Below are 15,809 nucleotides of genomic sequence, written 5' to 3' on the forward strand. Positions count from 1 at the left end.
GCTGTCTGAAACATGAACATTACCATCGTCGCCCCTTATTGCTCACTGCCGTCCGAGCCGCATTTCAACCGCTTCTGGTATCTTGCCGAGCTGTTGTCGCAGTCGCATGACGTGCTGCTGATTACCAGCAATTTCAAACACTACGACAAATCTTTCAGACGGCCCGAAGATGCCGAGGCCGCCTCACAAGGCCGTCTGAAAGTCATGCTGTTGGAAGAAAGCGGATACAGCAAAAACGTGTCTTTAGGACGCTTGGCCAGCCATCACCACTTCGTCAAACATTTTGAAAAATGGTTGGAAAACTGCCGTCCGGGCGAACAAGACGTCGTCTTTTCCGCCTATCCGCTGATTGCCACCAACCTGCTGTTGGGCAAACACAAAGCCCGTTTGGGTTACAAACTGATTGTCGATGTGCAGGACGTATGGCCGGAGTCTTTTTCCTCGGTCGTACCGTTTTTGAAAAAAGTACCGCACAACCTGCTGCCCTTTGCTTCACGCGCCAACCAAGCCTACCGCTACGCCGACGCGCTGGTTGCCGTATCGCAGACTTATCTCTACCGTGCCAAAGAAGCCAATCCGAATGTACCTGGCGAAGTCGTCTATATCGGTGCTGACTTTCCGAAACTCGATGCCGCGCCTGCCAAAGATTTTGGCGATGACAAAACCCGCTTTTTCTACTTGGGCACGCTCAGTTACAGCTATGACGTGGAAACCGTGTGCAAAGGCGTTCTCAAGCTGTTGGACGCCGGCGAAAACGTCGAGTTGCACATCATGGGCGGTGGCCCTGATTTGGACAGGCTCAAACAATACGCCTGCGACGACATCAAGTTTTACGGCTACATTCCCTATGCCGAAATGATGTCGGTTGCTAAGGGCTGCGACATTGCCATCAATGCCATCCAGTCCTATTCAATGGCATCGATTACCAACAAACTCTCCGACTATATGGCTTTGCAAAAACCGATTCTGAACAGCCAAGTCAACAACGAAGTTGCCAAAGTCCTTACCCTGCTGCCGCATGCGAACTACCATTCCGGCGATGTGGACGGTTTCGTTCAAGCCGCCAAAGATATTTTGAAGCGCAAAAGCGATCCTGTTCAGTCCGAAGAAATCGTCGGCCGCTTCAAACGCGACGTTGCCTATCAAAAAATCGTCAACCTGATTGAAAGATTAGCTCATGAATAAATTTTTCAAACGCCTGTTTGACATTGTCGCCTCCGCTTCAGGACTGATTATCCTGTCGCCTGTGTTTTTGATTTTGGTGTACCTCATCCGTAAAAACCTAGGCTCGCCCGTGTTCTTCATCCAAGAGCGGCCGGGCAAAGATGGCAAGCCGTTTAAAATGATTAAATTCCGCTCCATGCGCGATGCAATCGACAAAGACGGCAACCCACTGCCGGACAGCGAACGCCTGACCGATTTCGGCAAAAAATTACGTGCCACCAGTTTGGACGAACTTCCTGAATTATGGAATGTCTTAAAAGGTGAGATGAGTCTAGTTGGCCCTCGTCCGCTGCTGATGCACTACCTGCCGTTGTACAACGACTTTCAAAACCGCCGCCACGAAATGAAACCAGGCGTGACCGGTTGGGCTCAAGTCAATGGCCGCAACGCCATTTCATGGGATGAAAAATTCGCCCACGATGTTTGGTACATCGACAACTTTAGCTTTTGGCTGGATATAAAAATTTTGTTCCTGACAGTTAAAAAAGTCTTCGTCAAAGAAGGCATCTCAGCCGAAGGGGAAGCCACAATGCCTTATTTCACGGGTAACAAAACTGATGAAAAAAAATAATATACTGATTCTGTCGGCAGGTCGCCGTGTCGAATTGGTGCAGGACTTTCAAACCGAAGCCGCACGTTTTTCAGACGGTATCGGCGTTTTTGCCACTGACCTCAACCCCCACATGTCTTCTGCCTGCCATGTTGCCGACCGCACTTTCAGCGTGCCGCGTATCGATGCAGCCGAATACATTGACAGCATTTTCGAGTTGGCCAAACAACACGACATCGGTCTGATTGTGCCAACCATCGATACCGAGCTGCTCAAACTGGCCGAAGCACGTGACCGTTTTGAAGCTGAAGGAATACATATTGTCATTTCCGATGCAAAACTGATTACCCTGTGCCGCGACAAGCGCCTGACCTCATGCCTGTTTGCACAATACAGCATCCGTTCCCCTGAAATTTACGAACGGGACCACCTGGTTTTCCCATGTTTTACCAAGCCTTATGACGGCAGCCGCGCCATCGGTGCGAAAAAAATCAACACACCAGCTGATTTGACTGTCGACATTACCGAAGACCCGAAAATGATGTTCACCCAATACATCGATATCGAGAATACTTTTTCCGAATTTACCGTCGATATGTATTACGACCGTCAAGGCCGTCTGAAATGCGCCATTCCTCGCGAGCGTTTGGAAGTGCGCACCGGCGAAGTCAGCAAAGGCGCAACCCGACGCAATGCCCTGTATAAAGAGCTGGTTGAAAAAATGGCCGTATTGGAAGGCGCACGCGGCTGCATTACCGCGCAATTCTTCGTCAGCAAAACCGACAGCACGACCTACGGTGTGGAAATCAACCCTCGTTTCGGCGGCGGTTTCCCGCTGACTTACGCTGCAGGCGGCAACTATCCGGGCTGGCTGATTCAAGAATACATCGGCGGCCAAGACATCCCTTTCTCCGACGACTGGGAAAACAATTTAATCATGCTTCGTTATGATGCTAAGATTTTGGTAAGAGAACATGATTAAGCCGGAAGAATCCGTCATCGTCTTCGATCTTGACGATACGCTTTACTCTGAGTACGACTACAAATGCTCCGGAATACAGGCAGTTGTAGGGACAATTACGTCGCTTTACCCGCAATACAATGTCGACGTACTAAATGAAATTGCAGACAATAAAAGTAAAGACTGGCTCGAAAATTTGTGTCATCATTGCAAATTAAACGAACTAGAGAAACAATCACTTTTGTGGCAATATCGACTACACCGGCCTGTTATCCGACCCTATGTCGAACCGTCTTTTTTACGGAAGCTGATGCGCCCTTTTGCCGCACGTGCCCTGATTACAGACGGCCGCAGTCTGACACAGCGTTTGAAAATACAGGCCTTGGGTTTGACCGATTTGTTTGACGACATTTTGATTTCGGAAGCCATGCAATCGGAAAAACCCGACGATAAGCGTTTTGTCTTCCTGCAAAACAAATATCTGGCTGCAAAACGTTTCATCTACATCGGCGACAACATCAAAAAAGATTTTGTCGCACCCAACAAACTGGGTTGGCTCTCCATAGGCATCATGCCTAAGCCGCACAATATTCATCAAGCCGATCCCGAGCAATACGGTCGTGAATACCAGCCCACCCTTTGGATAAACACCCTGGAAGAATTGGCTACACTGACAACTTCCGCCACCGAAAAAGCAAATGCATAAGGGACATTTCTCCATGAAAATCTTATTTATGGGTCGTAAACAGGTTTCCGCCAACCTGCTTCGTTTTTTGACCAAACAAGACCATATCGAAATCGTCGGTGTCTTGACCGACAACCATCTACAAGGTTCGCCGACCACGGCCGCCGCGCAGGAATTGGGCTTACCCCTGTACACCTTCGATACGGCTTTGGAAGCAATGCGAGAAGGCCGTCTGAAATACGATTTGGGCTTGTCTGTCCTTTACTGGCGCAAGCTGCGTGATGAATTCCTGAGCATTCCGACTTTAGGCACGATCAACTTCCACCCTGCGCTGTTGCCCGAATACAAAGGCACAGGCGGCTACAACCTAGCCATCATGGACGAGCTGAACGAATGGGGCAATACCGCCCACTACGTCGATGCTTCCATCGATACCGGCGAAATCATCGAAGTGGATCGTTTCCCTATCGAAGCTGAAACAGAAACCGCCCAATCGCTCGAACGCAAAACCATGCAGGCATTGGAAGATTTCGCGCGACGCATCATCACCCGCGCCATCGAGTCAAAAACCAAATTGCCGACTACGCCAAACATCGGTGGCCGCTACGTCAGCCGTGATGAGATGGAAGCCATGAAGCAAATCCGCGACGGCGACGATGTGGAGAAAAAAATCCGTGCGTTTTGGTTCCCGCCTTACGACGGCGCATACGTCGAAATCAAAGGTCAGAAATACACCCTGATCAACCGCCAACTGCTGGAAGAAATCGCCCCCAAAGGCTCAACCAGTCTTTTCGCAGGAAAAACAAATGCTTAATATATCACTCTCCCCATGGCCAAGCTTTACTCAAGAAGAAGCCGATGCCGTTTCCAAAGTCCTGCTGTCCAACAAAGTCAACTACTGGACAGGTATGGAATGTCGCGAATTTGAAAAAGAATTTGCTGCTTTTGTCGGCACACAATACGCCGTCGCCCTTTCCAACGGTACGTTGGCTTTGGACGTAGCCTTCAAAGCAATGGGCATAGGCCAAGGCGATGATGTGATTGTCACTTCGCGCACTTTCTTGGCTTCCGCATCCTGCATCGTGACCGCCGGTGCAAATCCTGTGTTCGCCGATGTCGATTTGAACAGCCAAAACATCAGCGCCGAAACCATCAAAGCCGCTTTGACGCCAAACACCAAAGCCATCATCGTGGTTCACCTTGCCGGTATGCCGGCCGAAATGGACGACATTATGGCGTTGGCAAAAGAACATAACTTGTGGGTTATCGAAGACTGCGCCCAAGCGCACGGTGCGAAATACAAAGGCAAATCCGTCGGCTCTATCGGCCACGTCGGTGCTTGGTCGTTCTGCCAAGACAAAATTATGACCACCGGCGGCGAAGGCGGCATGGTAACCACCAACGACAAAGAGCTGTGGAGCAAAATGTGGTCGTACAAAGACCACGGCAAAAGCTACGATGCCGTGTACAACCGCGAACACGCACCCGGCTTCCGCTGGTTGCACGAAAGCTTCGGCACCAACTGGCGCATGATGGAAATGCAGGCTGTCATCGGCCGCATCCAGCTCAAACGTATGCCCGAATGGACTGCCCGCCGTCAAGCGCACGCCGCCAAACTGGCTGAAAGCTTGGGCAAATTTGCCAGCATCCGTTTGGTCGAAGTGGCCGACTACATCGAACACGCGCAATACAAGTTCTACGTTTTCGTCAAACCTGAACACATGAAAGACGGCTGGACACGCGACCGCATCGTCAACGAACTGACCGCGCGCAAAGTCCCATGCTATCAAGGCAGCTGCTCAGAGGTGTATTTAGAAAAAGCCTTCGATGACACGCCTTGGCGTCCGAAAGAGCGTTTGAAAAACGCTGTCGAGTTGGGCGACACCAGCCTGATGTTCTTGGTGCACCCAACCCTGACCGATGAAGAAATTGCGTTCTGCAAAGAAAACATCGAAGCCGTATTGACTGAAGCCACGGCATAATCATTTTCAGACGGCCTGCAACTTCAGGCCGTCTGAAAAAATAAAACAGCCTGCTTCAAACAATCCGTACCAAGCCACATTACAACACTCAGACACAAGAAATATAAAATGAACTTGGAAACCCTGCTGGCTCTGCCGCGCAACCTTAAAAAAACCTTCTTCGTCATCCACGATATCTTGATGATATTCGTGGCGTTTTGGTTTGCCCAAAGCCTCAAAGTGCAATATTCCGACGAATGGTTGAGTATCGCCAACTGGCTGGCTTTCGGCAGCACCGCGTTGCTGACCATCATCCTTTTCATCCGTATCGGCCTCTACCGCGCCGTCACGCGCTTCGTCAGTATCCGCGTCCTGACCGCCGCCGCATTCGGCAGCATTATTTCGGCGGTCTTGTTCTGCCTGACCACCCTGATTTTTGAACAAAAACTACACCTTGCCCTGCCCATCGTCTATTTCTTGGTCTTGGTGGTCGGTGTCACCAGCTCGCGCATGATCCTGCGTGCGATTCTGACCGATCATCACCGCAAACAGATGACCCCCGTCATCATCTACGGCGCAGGCCAATCAGGCCGCCAGTTGTTGGAAGCCATCAAACAGGTTAACGAATATTCGGCCATTGCCTTTGTCGATGACAACCCAAAAATCCAACGTACCGTCATCTATGACCTTGCCGTCTACAACCCCAACGAAATCCCGATGCTGATCAGCCGTTACGGCGTCCGCAAAATTCTGCTGGCGATTCCAAGTTCTACGCCTGAAGAACGCAAAGACATCATCCGCCGCCTCGAAGCATACAAATGCGAAGTCCTGACCATTCCGGGTATGAAGGATTTGGTGGACGGCAAAATCAACGTCAGCTCATTGAAAAAAATCTCTGTGGTCGATTTGCTCGGCCGCGCTCCTGTGGCACCGCGCCCTGAATTGATGCGCGCCGACATCAGCGACAAAGTCGTGATGGTAACCGGCGCAGGCGGCTCTATCGGCTCCGAACTTTGCCGTCAAATTCTCAATTGCCGGCCGACCAAACTGCTGTTGTTTGAATTGTCCGAATTCGCCCTGTACAGCATAGACAAAGAGTTGCGCGAAACCCAAGCCGCACAAGGCAGCCAAGTTGAAGTCGTACCGCTTTTGGGTTCGGTTCAAAACAAAGAACGCCTTAGCAGCATCATGAAGGCCTATCACGTCGACACCGTTTATCATGCCGCAGCCTACAAACACGTTCCAATGGTAGAGTTCAACACCATCGAAGGCATTCAAAACAACGTGTTCGGCACACTCTGCTGTGCGCAGGCTGCCGTAGATGCAGGCGTTTCCACCTTTGTTTTGATTTCCACCGACAAAGCCGTCCGTCCGACCAACACCATGGGCGCCAGCAAACGCATGGCCGAACTCTGCCTGCAAGCCCTTGCCGCCGAGCCGGAACAAAAAACACGCTTCTGCATGGTGCGTTTCGGCAATGTATTGGGTTCGTCCGGCTCCGTTGTCCCGGTATTTGAAAAACAAATTGCCGAAGGCGGCCCGATTACCCTGACCCACCAAGACATTACCCGCTACTTCATGACCATTCCCGAAGCGGCGCAACTGGTTATCCAAGCCGGCGCAATGGGTAAAGGCGGCGACGTATTCGTCCTCGACATGGGTGAATCTGTCAAAATCATCGACCTTGCCCGTCAAATGATTGTCCTCAGCGGCCTCAAAGTCAAAGACGAGCAACACCCGCACGGCGACATCGAAATCAAGATTACCGGCCTGCGCCCGGGCGAGAAACTTTATGAAGAACTGCTCATCGGTGATGAGGTGCAAAAAACCACTCATCCCCGGATTATGACCGCCAGTGAAGTAATGCTTCCATGGACGCAATTATCTGACATACTGTCGGAACTCGAAACCGCTTGTCTCCAAAGCGACCAAAACAGCCTGCGCCAGCTTCTGTTGCGCGCACCGACAGGCTTCGTACCTAAAGACGGTATCTGCGACCTGGTTTGGCAACAAAACAATAAGGCCGTCTGAATATTTTCAGACAGCCCGGACACCATCCCGCAAGGACTACTACATGAAAAAAACACTCTCCCTGCTTGCTTTATTAGCACTAACTGCCTGTAACAGCACGACAGTTATTCCTGGTTCAACCATCAAAACCAGAACCAAAACAATTGTTTACACCGATACCGACACCGCAGCCGATACCAATCTCGACAGCCGCGTTGCCGTTTACCCCATCACACCCAACCTAATTGAAAAAATGCGCAAGCCGCCTGTACTTTCCCAAAACAACCAAGGTTTGGAGCAAAGCAAAAGTGCTTACCGCTACCGCATCGGCAGCGGCGACGTCCTCAATATCATGGTTTGGGCGCACTCCGACCTCAACTCCCCTATCCAGCAAAGCAACCCGCAAACCAACCAAGTCAGCCGCGGTGCCTGGGTAGATGAGGGCGGTTATATTACTTATCCATTGGCAGGCAAAATTCAAGCTAAAGGCAAAACTTTGGACGAATTGCAAAATACCCTGACCAGCCTTCTGAAACGCTACATCAAAAACCCTCAAGTAGCCATCAACGTTACCGAATTCCGTTCGCAACGCATTTCAGTATCCGGTGCTATCAACCAAGCAGGTCAGCAGCCGATTACCAATATCCCGATGACCATTTTGGATGCCATCAACCAAGCAGGCGGTGTCACCCAAAGTGCCGACACCCAACACATCAAATGGACGCACAACGGCGTCGACCGCACCATTTCCCTGCAAGACATGCTGCAATACGGCGATATGTCACAAAACCATCTTCTCAGCCATGGCGACATCGTTTACGTTCCTAACAGCAGCAACAACAAAATCTACATCATGGGCGAAGTCGGCAAACAAGCCACTCTGCCGATCGGCAATCACGGCCTCAACCTGACCCAAGCGCTCGGCGAAGTCGGCGGCATGAACCAAAACTATGCTGATGCAACCGGCGTATTCGTGATCCGCCGCGCACCAGAAGATGCGGCCAAACCTATCCACATCTATCAGCTCAACCTGAAAGATGCGACTTCTTACGCGCTGGGCAGCGAATTCAAACTGCGTTCGGAAGATACCGTTTACGTTACCGCCGCCCCGGTTACCCGTTGGAACCGCGTAATGTCACAAATTACCAACTCCATCAGCAACGTCAACACCCTCGACAATACATTTAAATAAACAGTGGTTCCTGCTGTCAGACCCTCGTTTGACAGCAGGATACAAAATTACGCACAATCCAAACCAATTACATAAACGGCATACAAAAGCCGTACACACCACACAAACGGAAAAGCAGTATCTTATAGTCTGACTCACGCTTTTTTCAGACCATAAACCGAAAACAATATCATGTACCACAACATACTCATCGTCTGCCTAGGCAACATCTGCCGCTCCCCTACAGCAGAGCGGATCATGCAGAAAAAACTACCCGGCCATCAAATCAGCAGCGCCGGCATAAAAGCACTGGCAGGGAAGGATGCCGATTTCCAAGCTATTAAAACCGCACTCAAACACGGCGTTATCGTTGCAGGCCATACGGCACGCCAGCTGACCGCCCAAATGTGCGAGCAGGCCGATTTGATTCTTGTGATGGAGCCCAGTCAAATCGATATGGTTGCCGACATCCATTCGCCGGCACGCAGCAAAACCATGCTGTTTGCCCAATGGTTACCTAAAAAAACCGTACCTGACCCATACAAACAAAGCAGCGAAATGTTTGAAGCCGTTTTTGAACAGCTCAATGCTGCCGCAGACACTTGGAAAACCAAACTAAACGGAAAAACTCAACCGGTATAAAACCGGCATAAACAAGAAAGCAAGCAATGAAAAAAACGACCTACATACCTTACAGCGCAGACAATGACGAAATCGACTTCGGTCAACAGCTGCGCGTAATTTGGACAAATAAATACAAAATCCTCGCTGCCCTGCTTGCAGGCGGCATTCTTGGCGCAGCCTTCAGCCTGGCATCCACTCCGCAATACCGTGCCGACGCCATGCTGGAAATTGAAACGCGACAAAACCAAATCCTGACCGAAATCAACAGCATCTTCAACAATCAAACCACGCCGTCTGAAGCAGAAGTCGAGCTGGTTCAATCACGCTTGGTGCTGGGTAAAACCGTCGATGACCTTCAGCTTGACCAAGAAGTCAAAGCCAAATACACACCCGTTATCGGCAGCCTGATGCACAACATCAGCGGCGACCCCGATCCTAAATTGACCGTCGGCAGCTTTACCGTACAAGACGAATGGTTCAACAAAACCTTCACGCTGACCGCCAAAAGCAACAAGGCCTATACCCTTACCCTTCCTGACAAACGCGTCGTCGAAGGCAAGGTCGGCGTGCCTCTGAAAATCAACAATCACACCACCCTCAAAATCGATCAAATACTGGCCAATCCGGGTCAAGAATTTACGTTGACCAAGTTCTCCCGCATCAGCGCCATCGAAAACATCCAAAACAAACTGGCTGTTATCAGCAAAGGTAAAACTAGCCCCATCATCAACCTTGCCTTTACCGGCACCGACCCTAAACGTACCAGCGTCATCCTCAACAGCATTGCCGACAACTACGTTGCGCAAAACCGTGAACGCGATGTCCAAGTTGCATCCAGCGGTTTGGCCTTCATCAGCGAAGAATTGCCACGCTTGAAAGAAACCTTGCAAGACGCTGAAAACAAACTCAATGCCTACCGCCAACAATCAGGCTCTCTCGACATTCCACTCGAGTCCAAAGGCGCATTGGAAAGCCTGACCAGCATCGAAACCCAAATTACCCTGCTCAAAACCGAAGAAGCAGGCTTAGCCGAGCTGTACACGCCGGAACACCCTTCCTATAAAGCCGTATTGGACAAACTTGCCGTTCTCGAGCGCGCTAAAAACAAAATCAATCAACAAATCGCCGAGTTGCCGAATACCCAACAAGAAGTTATCCGCCTGACCCGCGACGTAGAAACCAACCAGGCTACCTACGTCCAACTGTTGAGCAAACAACAAGAACTCAACATCATGAAAGCCAGCGCGCAAGGTAATGTCCGCATCGTCGATTATGCCTATGTCCCTGAAAACCCCGTTGCACCGCGTAAAGCCGTAATCACGTTCCTGAGCGCACTTGCCGCAGGCTCATTGACCGCTTTGTGGCTGATGATTCGCAACCGCATGAAAAACGGCATTACTTCATCTGCAGAAATCGAAAACCTCAATTTGGAAGTCGTCGCTCTTGTTCCGCACTCCAAAACCCAGCAAAAACGCGACTTCTTCAAAAGCAAATTCAAGAAAACCGGCGGCCGTTCCAACTATCTGCTGGCCAGTGAAGACCGCGCCGATACTGCCGTCGAAGCCATCCGCGCCCTGCGCACCAATATCTACTTCTCCATGCTGGACGCGCCTAACAACATCCTCATGATTACCGGTGCCGCGCCTGAAGCAGGTAAATCCTTTATCTCCGCCAACCTCGCCACCGTAATGGCGCAGTCAGGCAAACGCGTTCTGCTTATCGATACCGATATGCGCAAAGGCTACCTCGACCGACTCTTCGGCCTTACCCCCGAGTTCGGCTTGTCTGACATCCTCAACGGCAAAGCGGCTCCGGCCAAAGCCGTACAAGAGACCGGCATTGAAAACCTCCACCTCATCAGCAGCGGCAGCTATCCTAGCAATCCATCCGAGCTTTTGATGGACAAACGTTTCAACGAGTTGCTCGCCCACGCGCGCCAACGCTACGATTACGTCATCTTGGACACGCCGCCTGTATTGGCCGTGACCGACGCCGTCATCATCGGCCAACATGCAGGCACCGTCCTGATGATAAGCCGTTATGCACACACGCGTGCACGAGAGCTTGAGGCCAGCGTTGAACGCCTCAAACAAAACCGTATCAACATCAAAGGTGTCGTCCTCAACGGCATGAAGCGCGAAGCCAACAACAGCTACGACTACTACGCCTACGATGCCTACCATTCCGGTAACAATAAATCATAAACCGAAGCAGGCCGTCTGAACTTTCAGACGGCCTAAGGCTTTTTAAACGGCACAAAAAATTTTTCACAAACGCCGCCCTTGCACCCCAAAGCCGTTTGTTTTAAAGTAAGCCCCGTTCCCATATGGAAGAGAAACATGAAAATTACCGTCATCGGCGCAGGTTCGTGGGGTACAGCTCTCGCGTTGCACTTTGCGCACCACAACAATGAAGTTGCCCTTTGGACACGCAATCCCGACCAAATCCGCACCCTGCAAGCAGATCGCGAAAACAAACGCGGCCTGCCCGGCTTCCCTTTCCCTGAGTCCCTAACCGTTCACGCCGATTTGGGAGAAGCGCTGAAAGACAGCCAACTTGCCCTGATCGTCACCTCCGTAGCCGGACTCAGAAGCAGCGCCGAGCTGCTCAAACAGCATAACGCCGCCGATATTCCCGTTCTCGCCGCCTGCAAAGGTTTTGAACAAGATACCGGCCTTTTGACTTTCCAAGTACTGAAAGAAGTCCTGCCTAACAATAAAAAAATCGGCGTTCTCTCAGGACCGAGCTTTGCCCAAGAACTTGCAGCACAACTACCTTGCGCCGTCGTGCTTGCTTCCGAAAACAAAGACTGGGTGGAAGAAACCACTGCCCAACTGAACACCAACGTAATGCGCCTGTACGGCAGCACCGACGTCATCGGCGTCGCTGTGGGCGGTGCCGTTAAAAACGTCATGGCAATTGCCACCGGCCTTTCAGACGGCCTCGAATACGGCCTCAATGCACGCGCAGCCTTAGTAACACGCGGCCTTGCCGAAATCACCCGCCTTGCCATCGCCATGGGCGCACAACCTAAAACCATGATGGGCTTGGCAGGCATCGGCGACCTTATCCTAACCTGTACCGGCGCACTCTCGCGCAACCGCCGCGTCGGCCTCGGCCTCGCAGAAGGCAAAGAGTTGCATCAAGTGCTTGTTGAAATCGGCCACGTTTCCGAAGGCGTCAGCACCATTGAAGAAGTCTTCAACACCGCTGCCAAATACCAAATCGATATGCCCATCACTCAAACCCTGCTGCAACTCATCCGCAAAGAAATGACCCCGCAGCAAGTCGTTGAACGACTGATGGAACGAAGCGCGCGCTTCGAATAAACGGTCGCGCCGTCTGCCATTCAGACGGCCTGACGCACAATATGGCGGCCATCAGGCCGTCTGAAGGGAAACACATGAACCAATCACTGAACAATCTGGAAATCAACGTTTACCAACTTGTCCAAAAATTTGAAACGCTGGTTTCAGAAAACCGCCGTCTCAACGAAGAAATCGACAGACTCAAACTCGAGCAAGAGCAACAAAAACACCAACACGACGCTGCCATTGACGAACTTAGTGAAGCCTTGCTGGTTCAAGTCGGCAAACTCAAAGAAGACCTGCAAAGCAAAATTGACAACCTGACTGCCGAAAAAGAAAACTACCGCAACGCGCTGGCCCAAAGTGCAGACCAAATCCGCAGCCTCATTGCCCGATTGCCCCAAGAAACACAACAATAAAAGGATGCCTCGTGAGTATCGAACAAGTCAATCTCGACATCATGAATGTCAACTTCACCATCAACACGCCGAGTGAAGAAAAAGCCACCCTCCTGCAAGCCGTTGAAATGCTAAACAAAAAAAGCGATGCGATTAAAGAAAGCGGCCGCATCGTCGGCACGGACAAAATCGTCGTCATGGCAGCCCTCAACGTTGTACACGACCTCTTGAAAGCCACCCTCAACGACGATTTGGCAATCGGTGAATTTGAGCGTAGAATAACCGACATGAACAACGCGTGCCAAAAAGCACTGGCGCGCTTGGAGTAAAACTGATTTTCCCCTTTTCCCTGCGGTGTTCGCGAAGGCATACATTCCTTTGAACCAATACGTTCGCTTTAGGTTGCCGGGAGCTGTAGTGGGCGCGAGCGTCCGTTTATCGGACGCACCCGAAACTACCCGAGGTGACCGCCTTGTCAGCAAGGTTCAAGCGGATTCAGCCTAAACGGCACTCGTGGGGATTCCCTAAAAAAGCCATACCGACAGGTGTGGCTTTTCCCTTTCCAAGTAAAGACTTTCGTAAAGATTTCCGGCCGTCTGAAAAAACCGCATATTCATGCATCAAACACGTTCGATTAAGATTGACAAAAACCAATCTCCTCTTTAAAATCCATAACTTTCTATATATATCTGGATTCCAACCATGAAAACCTTCTCTGCAAAACCCCACGAGGTGAAGCGCGAATGGTTCGTCATTGACGCAGAAGACAAAGTTCTGGGTCGTGTCGCAGCCGAAGTCGCACACCGTCTGCGCGGCAAACACAAACCCGAATACACCCCTCACGTTGATACCGGCGACTACATCATCGTCATCAACGCAGACAAACTGCGCGTGACCGGTGCTAAATTCGAAGACAAAAAATACTTCCGTCACTCTGGTTTCCCAGGCGGCATCTACGAGCGTACTTTCCGTGAAATGCAAGAGCAATTCCCTGGCCGCGCTTTGGAACAAGCCGTAAAAGGCATGTTGCCTAAAGGTCCTCTGGGCTACGCCATGATCAAAAAACTGAAAGTGTACGCCGGCGCCGAACACGGCCACGCTGCACAACAACCTAAAGTTTTGGAACTGAAATAATAAGGACACGACATGAACGGTAAATACTACTACGGCACAGGCCGCCGCAAAAGTTCAGTGGCTCGTGTATTCTTGACTAAAGGTACCGGCCAAATCATCGTAAACGGCCGCCCCGTTGACGAATTTTTCGCACGTGAAACCAGCCGCATGGTTGTACGTCAACCTCTGGTTTTGACTGAAAATGCCGAATCTTTCGACATCAAAGTTAACGTAACCGGTGGTGGCGAAACTGGTCAATCCGGCGCCATCCGTCACGGCATCACCCGTGCACTGATCGACTTCGATGCAGCTCTGAAACCAGCCCTGTCTCAAGCAGGCTTCGTTACTCGCGATGCTCGTGAAGTTGAACGTAAAAAACCTGGTTTGCGCAAAGCACGTCGCGCAAAACAATTCTCCAAACGTTAATACGTTTTCAGAATCGAATCAAAAAGCCTTGCTTTGCAAGGCTTTTTTCATTTATCAAACAATAATCCAATATCCCCGCAATATATGATGAAAACCCTGCTCCACTACGCCAAATCATTGCTTCAGGCTGTGATTCTCTTCATCTTCTTATCCCTGATTGTCGACTGGGTGCGCAAGCCTGACCAACCTTTGCAGTCGGCAGCACAAACACTGACTTTAACCAATGGTCAAACCACTTCCCTCCAATCCTTCAGCCAAAATCGGGTTGCCGTCGTTTATTTTTGGGGCAGCTGGTGTCGTATTTGTTCATACACATCATCAACCATAGAAAAACTGCACCAAGACAATATCCCAACATTGGGCGTAGCCTTGCGCTCCGGAAGTGACGCGGACATTGCCCACCATATGCAACAAAACAATCTATCCTTTCCAAACTTCAACGATTCAGACGGCCTGATGGCTCAAAAATGGAACATAGCCGTCACACCAACCATTATCATATTAAAAGATGGCAAAATGATTCATCACACATCCGGACTTTCCAGTTATATCGGATTAAAAATCAGAATTTACTTGGCAAATATCTTCAGCTAAATTCATTGAAAATCCACTAAAAATAGAAAATCTAAAGAATAATTTCACCTGAATATATTCAAACAATTCAATTTCATAAATAAATAAACTATCTCTTTCCCAATAACATATCATTTTGTTGAGATTATAAAGAAAATAGACTAAGATATAACCATAAGAACAATTGGAAACATTATTATCAAAACAAACTGTTAGAGATTCTCATCTAATATCGTGGCAGTGATGCTTTTGTTCCCATAGACCCGGCTGCCGATGGCAGCCTTAAAACAGCAATATTCACCTTTATCAATCTACCTCACGCTTCAACGGTTTGATTTTTGATAACACCGGAGACTTAGTAATGCCCAACCAATCTAAACATGCATCTATCAATATCGGTCTGATTCAGGCACGGGAAGCATTGATGACCCAATTCCGCCCTATTCTGAACCAAGCCAATATTACTGACCAGCAATGGCGTATCATCCGGCTCTTAGCGGAAAACGGCACACTCGACTTTCAAGATTTGGCCAATCAGGCCTGCATCCTTCGCCCCAGCCTGACCGGCATTCTGACTCGCCTGGAAAAAGCAGGTTTGGCCGTTCGCCTGAAGCCTTCCAACGACCAACGCCGTGTTTATCTGAAACTAACGCCCGAAGGTGAGAAACTCTATGAATCCATCGGTGCATTGGTTGACGAACGCTACGATGCGATTGAAAAAGTTCTGTCCAAAGAAAAAATGGCACAACTCAAAGAACTCTTGGCAGAGCTGGCAAAAATCGAGCAGGCATTAAAATAAAGAAAG

General features: G+C 50.1%; 17 protein-coding genes and 1 other RNA gene. All 18 read left to right on the forward strand.

What is annotated here, in order from left to right; all coding sequences use genetic code 11:
• The first annotated feature begins 12 nt into the window (after positions 1-12).
• Positions 13-1,185 (forward strand): glycosyltransferase, encoded by a 1,173-nt coding sequence (locus ACTHSW_RS04500; protein ID WP_070460465.1) that lies wholly within the window; start codon positions 13-15, stop codon positions 1,183-1,185.
• Complete coding sequence (locus ACTHSW_RS04505) at positions 1,178-1,795, forward strand: sugar transferase (protein WP_049333552.1); 618 nt, start codon at positions 1,178-1,180, stop codon at positions 1,793-1,795. Before ACTHSW_RS04500 ends, ACTHSW_RS04505 begins: the two co-directional genes overlap by 8 nt.
• Positions 1,782-2,756, forward strand: a complete 975-nt coding sequence (locus ACTHSW_RS04510) for an ATP-grasp domain-containing protein (RefSeq protein ID WP_070460467.1) — start codon at positions 1,782-1,784, stop codon at positions 2,754-2,756. The genes ACTHSW_RS04505 and ACTHSW_RS04510 overlap by 14 nt, the downstream gene beginning before the upstream one ends.
• Positions 2,749-3,441, forward strand: coding sequence for an HAD family hydrolase (locus ACTHSW_RS04515; RefSeq protein WP_070460468.1), 693 nt, complete (start codon positions 2,749-2,751; stop codon positions 3,439-3,441). Before ACTHSW_RS04510 ends, ACTHSW_RS04515 begins: the two co-directional genes overlap by 8 nt.
• Positions 3,442-3,454: 13 nt before the next feature.
• The gene (locus ACTHSW_RS04520) at positions 3,455-4,234 is read left to right on the forward strand and encodes a methionyl-tRNA formyltransferase (RefSeq protein ID WP_070460470.1); all 780 of its coding nucleotides are present in this window, start codon (positions 3,455-3,457) and stop codon (positions 4,232-4,234) included.
• Positions 4,227-5,402, forward strand: coding sequence for a DegT/DnrJ/EryC1/StrS family aminotransferase (locus ACTHSW_RS04525; protein WP_070460472.1), 1,176 nt, complete (start codon positions 4,227-4,229; stop codon positions 5,400-5,402). The genes ACTHSW_RS04520 and ACTHSW_RS04525 overlap by 8 nt, the downstream gene beginning before the upstream one ends.
• A gap of 108 nt (positions 5,403-5,510) precedes the next feature.
• The gene (locus tag ACTHSW_RS04530; protein WP_107810926.1) at positions 5,511-7,412 is read left to right on the forward strand and encodes a polysaccharide biosynthesis protein; all 1,902 of its coding nucleotides are present in this window, start codon (positions 5,511-5,513) and stop codon (positions 7,410-7,412) included.
• Positions 7,413-7,455: 43 nt separating this feature from the next.
• Positions 7,456-8,583, forward strand: coding sequence for a polysaccharide export protein (locus ACTHSW_RS04535; protein WP_107769120.1), 1,128 nt, complete (start codon positions 7,456-7,458; stop codon positions 8,581-8,583).
• Between the two features lie 171 nt (positions 8,584-8,754).
• Complete coding sequence (locus tag ACTHSW_RS04540) at positions 8,755-9,204, forward strand: low molecular weight protein-tyrosine-phosphatase (RefSeq protein WP_070584690.1); 450 nt, start codon at positions 8,755-8,757, stop codon at positions 9,202-9,204.
• Between the two features lie 26 nt (positions 9,205-9,230).
• Positions 9,231-11,390 carry a polysaccharide biosynthesis tyrosine autokinase gene (locus ACTHSW_RS04545; RefSeq protein WP_107769119.1) on the forward strand — a complete coding sequence of 720 codons (2,160 nt, stop codon included), beginning with the start codon at positions 9,231-9,233 and terminating at the stop codon, positions 11,388-11,390.
• Positions 11,391-11,525: 135 nt separating this feature from the next.
• A complete protein-coding gene (locus ACTHSW_RS04550) occupies positions 11,526-12,515 on the forward strand; it encodes an NAD(P)H-dependent glycerol-3-phosphate dehydrogenase (protein ID WP_107810433.1) in 990 nt (329 codons plus the stop codon).
• 74 nt (positions 12,516-12,589) lie between these two features.
• Positions 12,590-12,913, forward strand: coding sequence for a hypothetical protein (locus ACTHSW_RS04555; protein ID WP_039864236.1), 324 nt, complete (start codon positions 12,590-12,592; stop codon positions 12,911-12,913).
• A gap of 11 nt (positions 12,914-12,924) precedes the next feature.
• Positions 12,925-13,221, forward strand: coding sequence for a cell division protein ZapA (locus ACTHSW_RS04560; RefSeq protein ID WP_070460483.1), 297 nt, complete (start codon positions 12,925-12,927; stop codon positions 13,219-13,221).
• A gap of 14 nt (positions 13,222-13,235) precedes the next feature.
• A non-coding RNA gene (gene ssrS, locus ACTHSW_RS04565) (6S RNA) lies at positions 13,236-13,416 on the forward strand.
• 178 nt (positions 13,417-13,594) lie between these two features.
• Positions 13,595-14,026, forward strand: coding sequence for a 50S ribosomal protein L13 (gene rplM / locus ACTHSW_RS04570; protein ID WP_003684605.1), 432 nt, complete (start codon positions 13,595-13,597; stop codon positions 14,024-14,026).
• Positions 14,027-14,038: 12 nt separating this feature from the next.
• Positions 14,039-14,431, forward strand: coding sequence for a 30S ribosomal protein S9 (rpsI, locus tag ACTHSW_RS04575; protein WP_003681515.1), 393 nt, complete (start codon positions 14,039-14,041; stop codon positions 14,429-14,431).
• An 87-nt stretch (positions 14,432-14,518) separates the two neighbouring features.
• Positions 14,519-15,025, forward strand: a complete 507-nt coding sequence (locus ACTHSW_RS04580) for a protein disulfide oxidoreductase (protein WP_070460484.1) — start codon at positions 14,519-14,521, stop codon at positions 15,023-15,025.
• A gap of 340 nt (positions 15,026-15,365) precedes the next feature.
• Positions 15,366-15,803, forward strand: coding sequence for a homoprotocatechuate degradation operon regulator HpaR (gene hpaR / locus ACTHSW_RS04585; protein WP_003684610.1), 438 nt, complete (start codon positions 15,366-15,368; stop codon positions 15,801-15,803).
• Positions 15,804-15,809: the final 6 nt, after the last annotated feature.

The organism is Neisseria sp. P0008.S004, assembly GCF_051962755.1.
Classification (GTDB): domain Bacteria; phylum Pseudomonadota; class Gammaproteobacteria; order Burkholderiales; family Neisseriaceae; genus Neisseria; species Neisseria subflava_A.

What these genes read in the sequence shown, in the direction of transcription:
- ACTHSW_RS04550 (WP_107810433.1), top strand. Translation starts at nt 11,526, where the DNA reads ATGAAAATTACCGTCATCGGCGCAGGTTCGTGGGGTACAGCTCTCGCG.
- ACTHSW_RS04500 (WP_070460465.1), top strand. Translation starts at nt 13, where the DNA reads ATGAACATTACCATCGTCGCCCCTTATTGCTCACTGCCGTCCGAGCCG.
- ACTHSW_RS04530 (WP_107810926.1), top strand. Translation starts at nt 5,511, where the DNA reads ATGAACTTGGAAACCCTGCTGGCTCTGCCGCGCAACCTTAAAAAAACC.
- hpaR (WP_003684610.1), top strand. Translation starts at nt 15,366, where the DNA reads ATGCCCAACCAATCTAAACATGCATCTATCAATATCGGTCTGATTCAG.
- ACTHSW_RS04525 (WP_070460472.1), top strand. Translation starts at nt 4,227, where the DNA reads ATGCTTAATATATCACTCTCCCCATGGCCAAGCTTTACTCAAGAAGAA.
- ACTHSW_RS04535 (WP_107769120.1), top strand. Translation starts at nt 7,456, where the DNA reads ATGAAAAAAACACTCTCCCTGCTTGCTTTATTAGCACTAACTGCCTGT.
- ACTHSW_RS04520 (WP_070460470.1), top strand. Translation starts at nt 3,455, where the DNA reads ATGAAAATCTTATTTATGGGTCGTAAACAGGTTTCCGCCAACCTGCTT.
- ACTHSW_RS04505 (WP_049333552.1), top strand. Translation starts at nt 1,178, where the DNA reads ATGAATAAATTTTTCAAACGCCTGTTTGACATTGTCGCCTCCGCTTCA.
- ACTHSW_RS04515 (WP_070460468.1), top strand. Translation starts at nt 2,749, where the DNA reads ATGATTAAGCCGGAAGAATCCGTCATCGTCTTCGATCTTGACGATACG.
- ACTHSW_RS04510 (WP_070460467.1), top strand. Translation starts at nt 1,782, where the DNA reads ATGAAAAAAAATAATATACTGATTCTGTCGGCAGGTCGCCGTGTCGAA.
- ACTHSW_RS04545 (WP_107769119.1), top strand. Translation starts at nt 9,231, where the DNA reads ATGAAAAAAACGACCTACATACCTTACAGCGCAGACAATGACGAAATC.
- ACTHSW_RS04555 (WP_039864236.1), top strand. Translation starts at nt 12,590, where the DNA reads ATGAACCAATCACTGAACAATCTGGAAATCAACGTTTACCAACTTGTC.
- ACTHSW_RS04540 (WP_070584690.1), top strand. Translation starts at nt 8,755, where the DNA reads ATGTACCACAACATACTCATCGTCTGCCTAGGCAACATCTGCCGCTCC.
- rpsI (WP_003681515.1), top strand. Translation starts at nt 14,039, where the DNA reads ATGAACGGTAAATACTACTACGGCACAGGCCGCCGCAAAAGTTCAGTG.
- ACTHSW_RS04580 (WP_070460484.1), top strand. Translation starts at nt 14,519, where the DNA reads ATGAAAACCCTGCTCCACTACGCCAAATCATTGCTTCAGGCTGTGATT.
- rplM (WP_003684605.1), top strand. Translation starts at nt 13,595, where the DNA reads ATGAAAACCTTCTCTGCAAAACCCCACGAGGTGAAGCGCGAATGGTTC.